9 protein-coding genes are annotated in these 7,425 nt (G+C 58.2%); 5 read left to right on the forward strand and 4 right to left on the reverse strand.

Annotation, left to right across the window (positions count from 1 at the left end; translation table 11 throughout):
- Window positions 1-121: 121 nt before the first annotated feature.
- Together ACI77I_RS31325 and ACI77I_RS31330 are read left to right on the forward strand one after the other, a co-directional pair.
- Window positions 122-2,377 (forward strand): Orn/Lys/Arg decarboxylase N-terminal domain-containing protein, encoded by a 2,256-nt coding sequence (locus ACI77I_RS31325; RefSeq protein WP_407000050.1) that lies wholly within the window; start codon window positions 122-124, stop codon window positions 2,375-2,377.
- Between the two features lie 20 nt (window positions 2,378-2,397).
- Entirely contained in the window at window positions 2,398-2,967 is a 570-nt protein-coding gene (locus tag ACI77I_RS31330) for a GNAT family N-acetyltransferase (RefSeq protein ID WP_094953791.1), read from the forward strand.
- A gap of 231 nt (window positions 2,968-3,198) precedes the next feature.
- On the opposite strand, the gene ACI77I_RS31335 is transcribed toward ACI77I_RS31330, so the two are convergent.
- The 3 genes from ACI77I_RS31335 to ACI77I_RS31345 all read right to left on the reverse strand — a co-directional run bounded on the left by ACI77I_RS31335 (window position 3,199) and on the right by ACI77I_RS31345 (window position 5,306).
- Window positions 3,199-3,786, reverse strand: coding sequence for a hypothetical protein (locus ACI77I_RS31335; RefSeq protein WP_407000052.1), 588 nt, complete (start codon window positions 3,784-3,786; stop codon window positions 3,199-3,201).
- Window positions 3,787-3,969: 183 nt separating this feature from the next.
- Complete coding sequence (locus ACI77I_RS31340) at window positions 3,970-4,230, reverse strand: hypothetical protein (protein ID WP_407000054.1); 261 nt, start codon at window positions 4,228-4,230, stop codon at window positions 3,970-3,972.
- Between the two features lie 158 nt (window positions 4,231-4,388).
- Complete coding sequence (locus tag ACI77I_RS31345) at window positions 4,389-5,306, reverse strand: LysR substrate-binding domain-containing protein (protein WP_407000056.1); 918 nt, start codon at window positions 5,304-5,306, stop codon at window positions 4,389-4,391.
- Window positions 5,307-5,451: 145 nt separating this feature from the next.
- Between ACI77I_RS31345 and gspG the strand changes: the two genes are divergently transcribed.
- Together gspG and ACI77I_RS31355 are read left to right on the forward strand one after the other, a co-directional pair.
- Window positions 5,452-5,901: a type II secretion system major pseudopilin GspG gene (gene gspG, locus ACI77I_RS31350; protein ID WP_094953788.1), complete on the forward strand. Its 450-nt coding sequence runs from the start codon at window positions 5,452-5,454 to the stop codon at window positions 5,899-5,901.
- 85 nt (window positions 5,902-5,986) lie between these two features.
- A complete protein-coding gene (locus ACI77I_RS31355) occupies window positions 5,987-6,331 on the forward strand; it encodes a hypothetical protein (RefSeq protein WP_407000058.1) in 345 nt (114 codons plus the stop codon).
- A 62-nt stretch (window positions 6,332-6,393) separates the two neighbouring features.
- Here the strand turns inward: ACI77I_RS31355 and ACI77I_RS31360 are convergent, their stop codons facing one another.
- Window positions 6,394-6,627, reverse strand: coding sequence for a hypothetical protein (locus ACI77I_RS31360; protein ID WP_094953786.1), 234 nt, complete (start codon window positions 6,625-6,627; stop codon window positions 6,394-6,396).
- Window positions 6,628-6,854: 227 nt separating this feature from the next.
- Here ACI77I_RS31360 and ACI77I_RS31365 point away from each other — a divergent pair, with 227 nt between their 5' ends.
- Entirely contained in the window at window positions 6,855-7,412 is a 558-nt protein-coding gene (locus ACI77I_RS31365; protein ID WP_094953785.1) for an NADPH-dependent FMN reductase, read from the forward strand.
- Window positions 7,413-7,425 lie beyond the last annotated feature (13 nt).

Consider the following 7,425-nt stretch of genomic DNA (forward strand, 5'->3'; position numbering starts at 1 on the left):
TATGCCCATCGCAGGCAAGCCAGCTCCCACAGCTGATTTACAGCGCCTGTAAAATCTTCATTCGCCACATCCGCTCCCAGCTTCTACCCTGAGTACATAGCCCTCAGGACTATCAGCACTCATGTACAAAGACCTGAAGTTCCCTGTTCTTATCGTACATCGCGACATTAAGGCCGATACCGTTGCCGGTGATCGGGTTCGAGGCATCGCCCGAGAGCTGGAACAAGAGGGCTTCAGTATTTTTTCCGCCGTGGACTACGCCGAAGGGCGGCTGGTGGCTTCTACCCATCACGGCCTAGCGTGCATGTTGATCGCTGCCGAAGGCGCCGGGGAAAATACCCACCTGCTGCAAAACATGGTCGAACTGATCCGCCTGGCGCGGGTGAGGGCGCCCAACCTGCCGATCTTTGCCCTGGGCGAGCAAGTCACCCTGGAAAATGCGCCGGCCGATGCCATGAGCGAACTCAACCAACTGCGCGGCATTCTTTATTTGTTCGAAGACACCGTGCCGTTTCTGGCTCGGCAAGTCGCTCGCGCGGCGCGCACTTACCTTGATGGCTTGTTGCCGCCGTTCTTCAAAGCCTTGGTGCAACACACCGCCGACTCCAACTACTCGTGGCACACACCCGGCCATGGCGGCGGCGTGGCGTATCGCAAGAGCCCGGTAGGGCAGGCATTTCATCAGTTCTTCGGTGAAAACACCTTACGTTCTGACTTGTCCGTTTCAGTGCCGGAACTGGGCTCGCTGCTCGATCACACCGGGCCGTTGGCGGAAGCCGAAGCCCGCGCCGCGCGTAACTTTGGCGCCGATCACACGTTTTTTGTGATCAACGGCACCTCGACCGCCAACAAGATCGTCTGGCACTCCATGGTCGGCCGCGACGACTTGGTGCTGGTCGACCGCAACTGCCACAAGTCGGTGTTGCACTCGATCATCATGACCGGCGCGATCCCGCTGTACCTGTGCCCGGAACGCAATGAACTGGGGATCATCGGCCCGATTCCCTTGAGTGAGTTCAGCCCCGAGTCGATCCGCGCCAAGATCGATGCCAGCCCCTTGACCCGTGGCCGGCCAACCAAAGTGAAGATGGCGGTGGTCACCAATTCCACCTACGACGGCCTGTGCTACAACGCCGAGCTGATCAAGCAACAATTGGGCAACAGTGTCGAGGTGTTGCACTTCGACGAGGCCTGGTACGCCTACGCGGCCTTCCACGAGTTCTTTGCCGGGCGTTATGGCATGGGCACCTCGCGCACCCCGGACAGCCCGCTGGTGTTTACCACCCACTCGACCCACAAGTTGCTGGCCGCCTTCAGCCAGGCCTCGATGATCCATGTGCAGGATGGCGGCGCACGGCAACTGGACCGCGACCGCTTCAACGAAGCGTTCATGATGCACATCTCCACCTCGCCGCAATACAGCATCATTGCCTCGCTGGACGTTGCCTCGGCAATGATGGAAGGCCCGGCCGGGCGTTCGTTGTTGCAGGAAATGTTTGACGAGGCCCTGAGCTTTCGGCGAGCCCTGGCCAACTTGCGTCAGCACATCGCTGCTGAGGATTGGTGGTTCTCCATCTGGCAGCCGCCATCTGTGGCGGGCATCGACCGGGTCGTTACGGCTGACTGGCTGCTGCACCCGCAGGATGACTGGCATGGCTTTGGCGATGTGGCCGAAGATTACGTACTGCTCGACCCGATCAAAGTGACCCTGGTGATGCCCGGCCTGAGCGCCGATGGCGCCTTGAGCGACTGCGGGATTCCCGCCGCAGTGGTCAGTAAATTCCTCTGGGAGCGTGGGCTGGTGGTGGAAAAGACCGGGCTGTATTCCTTCCTCGTGTTGTTTTCCATGGGCATAACCAAAGGTAAATGGAGTACCTTGCTCACCGAATTACTGGAGTTCAAGCGCAGCTATGACGCGAATGTGAGCTTGGCAAGCTGCTTGCCATCGGTGTTTGCCCAGGGCCCAACGCGCTATCAAGGCCTGGGCTTGCGCAACCTGTGCGATCAATTACACGGCTGTTACCGTGGCAATGCCACGGCCAAACACCTCAAGCGGATGTACACGGTATTGCCGGAAATCGCCATGAAGCCGGCCGACGCCTACGACCAATTGGTCAGGGGGGAAGTGGAGGCGGTTTCCATCGATGCCTTGCCAGGGCGCATCGCAGCCGTGATGCTGGTGCCTTATCCGCCGGGCATTCCGTTGATCATGCCGGGCGAGCGCTTTACCGAGTCGACGCGATCGATCATCGACTACCTGGCTTTTGCCCGGACGTTCGATAGCAGCTTTCCCGGTTTTGTCGCTGATGTTCATGGGTTGCAACACGAAGACGATGGCAATGGTCGTTGTTACACCGTCGATTGCATCAAGGGTTAAGGATGTTTATGCAAGCTGTAATGAACCCGAAGTACCCGGGGCTCAGTGTGCGGGTCGCTGACGAAGGCTTTGATGCCTACGTGTGGGGCAACGATTTCAGCTTTGAAGTCAACGCCTACGGCGTGCCACAGATGGGCCAGCGCGTGGAACAATGGCCCGTGGAGCGCATCGTGCCGTATCGCAAGTGTTATGGCATCGACCCGGAAGAATTCGCCAGTTTCCGCGATGCACCGGACAGTGCGATCTTCATGGCCTATCTGGATGACCGTGCGGTGGGGCATGTTGTGGTCAGCACCAACTGGAATGGCTTTGCCCACGTCGACGAACTGGCGGTGGCCTTGCCGGCGCGGCGCCATGGTGTGGCGAAAGCGTTGCTGGACGTGGCGCAGTTCTGGAGCCGCAAGAAAAACCTGCCGGGCATGATGCTCGAAACCCAGAACAACAACCTCGGCGCGTGCCGCCTGTATGAGCGTTGCGGGTACGTGATGGGCGGGATTGATCAACTGCGTTATCGCGGGATTGATCCACAAACCCGCGAAGTGGCGATCTTTTGGTATCGGTTATTCAAGTCAGAGTTGGAAACGGCCTGAACGTCGCTGTTGGCTGACGTTCGGGCCGCGTGTCGGCGCTGAAAAGGTTATGTATCAAGCCAGGAATGTTCGGCGCCCACTTTGACTTTCAACTGACGGTGAAGCGCCATGTAGCGCTGCTTCCCCTCCTGTACTGTCTGCTGGATATTGTCGGGCGCCGTGACGCCTTTGTCCGCGTAATACTTGCGGGTACCGCTTACCACATCGACGATTGTCCCGCCCTTAAGCTCATCATTGGCCTTGTCGCGGGCTGCGCTTCATCCCTCCGGCATGCTGGAGCAGGTCATCACTGTGTAAGTCGAGGGCGTGGGCGTACACCCTGGCGATATAGTCCGTGCGCTCGGAGTCAAAGGCCCTGGGCGTTTGCGAGCGCGCTGGTTTCTCTACGGCTTTTTCGCCATGTTCGTCTGGGAGGGGGTTAAACCGCAGGGTTCGAGTGAGTTTGCTGGCGTCTTTTACGTCGAGTTTGTCGTAGGGCGGCGAGTACTTTTCGTTCAGGCCATATTGGTTTGAAAGAGTACCGGCGTGGGTGTCAATGCGATAAACGCTGATTTGCTTATTGCGCGTGATCTTCACGTCCAGCGTGTGACCTCTTTTCGTCAGGGTCTGGGTGACGAAGTCCGTGCCCATCTTGTATTCATCGGTACGGAAAAATTCGAGCTGGCCATACTCGAAGTTTTTCTTATCCTCCGGCGGCAAGGTCGAGATCAGGTACTGGGTCAGGCCCGTGTGACCCTTTTTCAGGGCTTCTGCGGCCTGTTTATAGCGTTCGGCAAAGGCGTCTGCGACGTCAGTTTGCCGCTCGCGGATTTTGCGCAAAACGCCAGAATGGGAATTCGCTTGTCCTGGGTTTCCCAATGCTCTATGCCGTCATTATTGACCTTGTCACCGTGGATGACGATATCGAGCATGGAGTGTTGCGCGCCGGCGTTTGCAGGGGCTCCGGGTCCAGGCTCAGGTGGATGGCTGCCAGCAAGTAGTCATTGCCGCTGGTAGTGGTCGCTATGCCGCCCAATTGGGTTTGTATGGCGCGGCCCAGCGCCTGCGCCTCGGCCGAACCGAGCAGCGATGTTTGGTTGCCAGCTCGTTCCAGTTGCAGCGATCAGCAAAGGCTTTTTTCAGCGCCAGTGGGTTGTCGAGTTCGTCAGGGCCTATGTCGTTGGCCGCGACTTCGGTCACTTGAGTATTCGTGGCTTGCGTGGCTGGGAGAATCGCAGGGTTGGTGAGCGGTAGAGAAGCAGGGATAGATTGAATGATGGGCATGGGGATCCTTTCCATGGTGATGGGACATCGTCCGCAAGAAAGCGCGGATAGGCGCCTTCTTCAGTGTGTGGGTGTGAGAATCCACGGACGGGGTTCCACCCTGACTGTCAGGTGTTGTGTCGATGACAGTGCAAGGAAAGGCGCTGATGGGGCATGGTTCAGGGTGCAGGCGTGGACGCTGATGTACCGGCCAGCAGGGCCTCGGCCTTGTTGGCGACGATCTCCAGCAGCGCGTTCAGCGCAGGCGTGGGTTCAGCGTCCTTCAACGTCAATGCGTAGAGGATGACAGGAATGGGTGGCGATAACGGGCAACTATCCAGCCCGACCTCCCGCGCGCCAAAAGCGGTGAACGGGTCGACAACCGCCAGGCCTTCCCCGGCTTCCACCATGCTGCGCATCATCTGGTAGGTCTGCACCCGCGTCTGCACCACTGGCAGTGGGCGCAGAGCGTGCAGCTTGGCGTCCAGCAGGCGGCTCAGCGGGTCATGCCCCTCAAGCCCGATCATCGACTGCCCGGCCAGGTCCTGCAGCGCGATGTACTTTTGCTTGGGTTTGAGCCAGCCATGGGGCGCGAGCAGTTGCAGTTTGCCCTCGGCCAGCACAGTGCTTTGGATTTGCGGGTGTTGCGGGTCATGCAGGCTCAGGCCCACATCGGCGTCGTGCAGGAGCAGGCTCCTGACAATTTCCCGCGTCGGTTGGCTCGACAGGTTGCACGGCGTGTCCTGGAACCGTCGACGCAGCAGCGCGATACTTTGCGGCAACAGTTGATTGGCCAGGGGCGGGGTGCACAAGGCGCGCAGTGTGGGGGCATGGTGGTGTTTCAAGCGACTGGCCAAGCGTTGTACCGGTTCCAGTGCTTCGTAGAGGTGGGCGATTTGTGCCTGCAGCTCAAGGGTTTCACGGGTTGCCTGCAAACGCCCGCGCACACTGGCAAACAGCATGAAGCCCAATTGCTGCTCGGCGTCCTTGAGGGTTGCATCCACGTCGCCCACGGGGAGTTGCAACCATTCGGCGGCCGTGCCGAGGTGTCCGGTCTGCAAGATGGCCTGAATCACTTCGATATGACGTAAACGCATCGCCGGAGTCTATGTTCAGTACGGTGGGGTTTCAATGGCTTGGGAAAAAACAGCGCGGGTCGGCTACCGTTAAGCGTGCTCGCCACTGCAACCTGCGGGTCATACAAAACGTGTAATAACTGACCAACCTTCAGGGAGCCTTGCGATGTCCGGCAATACCGCAACAATTGGCAGCGTGCACACCCAGCATGGCTTTACGCGTTGGGCGGTGCTGGTGGTGTTGGTCATTATCGGGTTGCTGGCCCTGGCGGTGGGGCCACGGCTGTTCGGCGATGTCACGCTGGCAGAAATAGCCCAGGCGAAGGCCCAGGTGAGCGAATTGGGCAGGGCGGTCGAACGGTTTCATCAAGACACCGGTCGCTACCCCACGGATGAAGAGGGATTGGAGGCATTGACCACGCGACTTGTTGGCGAGGCGAAATGGAAAGGCCCCTACGTTAACGAAGACTTGCTGAATGACCCTTGGGGCATTGCCTACCAGTACCACTACCCGCCAACCCAGCCGAACACGCCCTTCGACCTGTTCTCATTCGGCAAAGACCGCACCCTGGGCGGCGTAGGCGACAACAAGGATATTACCTACGGCGACAACTGATAGATCTGGCAATACCCATCGACCTGATTAGAATGGCTGCTCTGATCATCAACGACCAATACAACAAAAACAGGTCTGGTCTCACATGCCTCTACCCTCGATCTTCTTCGGGGTAACGGCCAAGCAACTGCTGGTCTTGGTGACCGTGGGGTGCGTGGCTGCTTATCTCTTCAATACTCCCGATGAACACACGCCGGAAAACCTCGCCCTCGAGGCGTTTATCCGTTCCCAGGAACAGGTGGATGCGCAGGTGGGCGCGGTGCTGGAGATTGCGTTGGTCAGGCAGGTGGTGGCCTATCCCGCGCATGGCACGACGGGCTACAAACGTTCGTTGTATGCCGTTGAAGGAGAGCGGGGGAGGTTGATGGTGACGCTCAAGCACGTGGATGGCGGGCAGGGCGTGGAGGTGACAGAGATTCGCCGGCCTTGATCACCAGCCCAGTCAATGCCGTCAATGGCCAGGACTGAGCAGGTCGATAAGGTGAGAGCTTATTAAGCCTGGAACGTTGGGGATTCGCGGGTGATAATTTTGTCCGACTGGATCAGTCTGAATTCATCGCCTTCCATTTTTTCTACGCGATCGCCAATGGCCAGCTTGTAGGTAGTGGTGGGCGCCGAACCAGCCTGGTCGCCTTGCACCGGGTTGGATTCCTGGAACTCATGCACGGAATACACGCGTCCTTCCGCGTCTCTGGCATGGAACTGTCCGACAAGTACTGCAGCCATCTGTTTAGAACCTCTGGAGATAAACACTCGATTTGCGGTTCTGTAGACCGTCATGGAGCGGGGTAGTTTACCTATGGAAAAAAAATACTATTCGTTGATCTTTTCAGACGCTTCCTACGCAGGTGATCGCGTAGAAAACCTCTTGGGGATTATCAAAACCTGCTGGTGAACCTGCCGTGAAGACTTTATAACTACAAGCTCCTTAGTCAGACGTCGGGAAAACCTCAATGAGCAAGGTCTACACGATTGCCGTACTGGTTGGCAGCTTGAGAAAAGAGTCGATCAACCGCAAGGTCGCCCTGGCCTTGGCCGAACTGGCCCCAGCCAATCTGAAGTTGAACATTGTGGAAATTGGCGATTTGCCGCTCTACAACGAGGACCTCGACGGGGCATCACCGCCCGCAGCCTACAGTACTTTGCGCAAACAGGTGAGTTCATCCGACGCGGTGTTGTTTGTGACCCCGGAATATAACCGCTCAGTGCCGGCGGCGTTGAAGAATGCGATTGATGTGGGGTCGCGGCCTTATGGGCAAAGTGCCTGGAGTGGTAAGCCTGGGGCGGTCATCAGTGTGTCGCCTGGGGCCATTGGTGGGTTTGGTGCTAACCACCATTTGCGCCAGTCCCTGGTGTTTCTCAATGTGCCTTGTATGCAACAGCCGGAGGCTTATCTGGGTGGGGCGGGGAGTGCCTTTGATGAGGCGGGTAAATTGTCGGAGAAGACCAAGCCGTTTTTGCAGGCGTTTGTTGATGCCTATGGGGTGTGGGTGGAGAAGCAGTTGGGGTGATGGGGGGGCTTTT

The organism is Pseudomonas sp. D47, from assembly GCF_045447305.1.
Taxonomy (GTDB): domain Bacteria; phylum Pseudomonadota; class Gammaproteobacteria; order Pseudomonadales; family Pseudomonadaceae; genus Aquipseudomonas.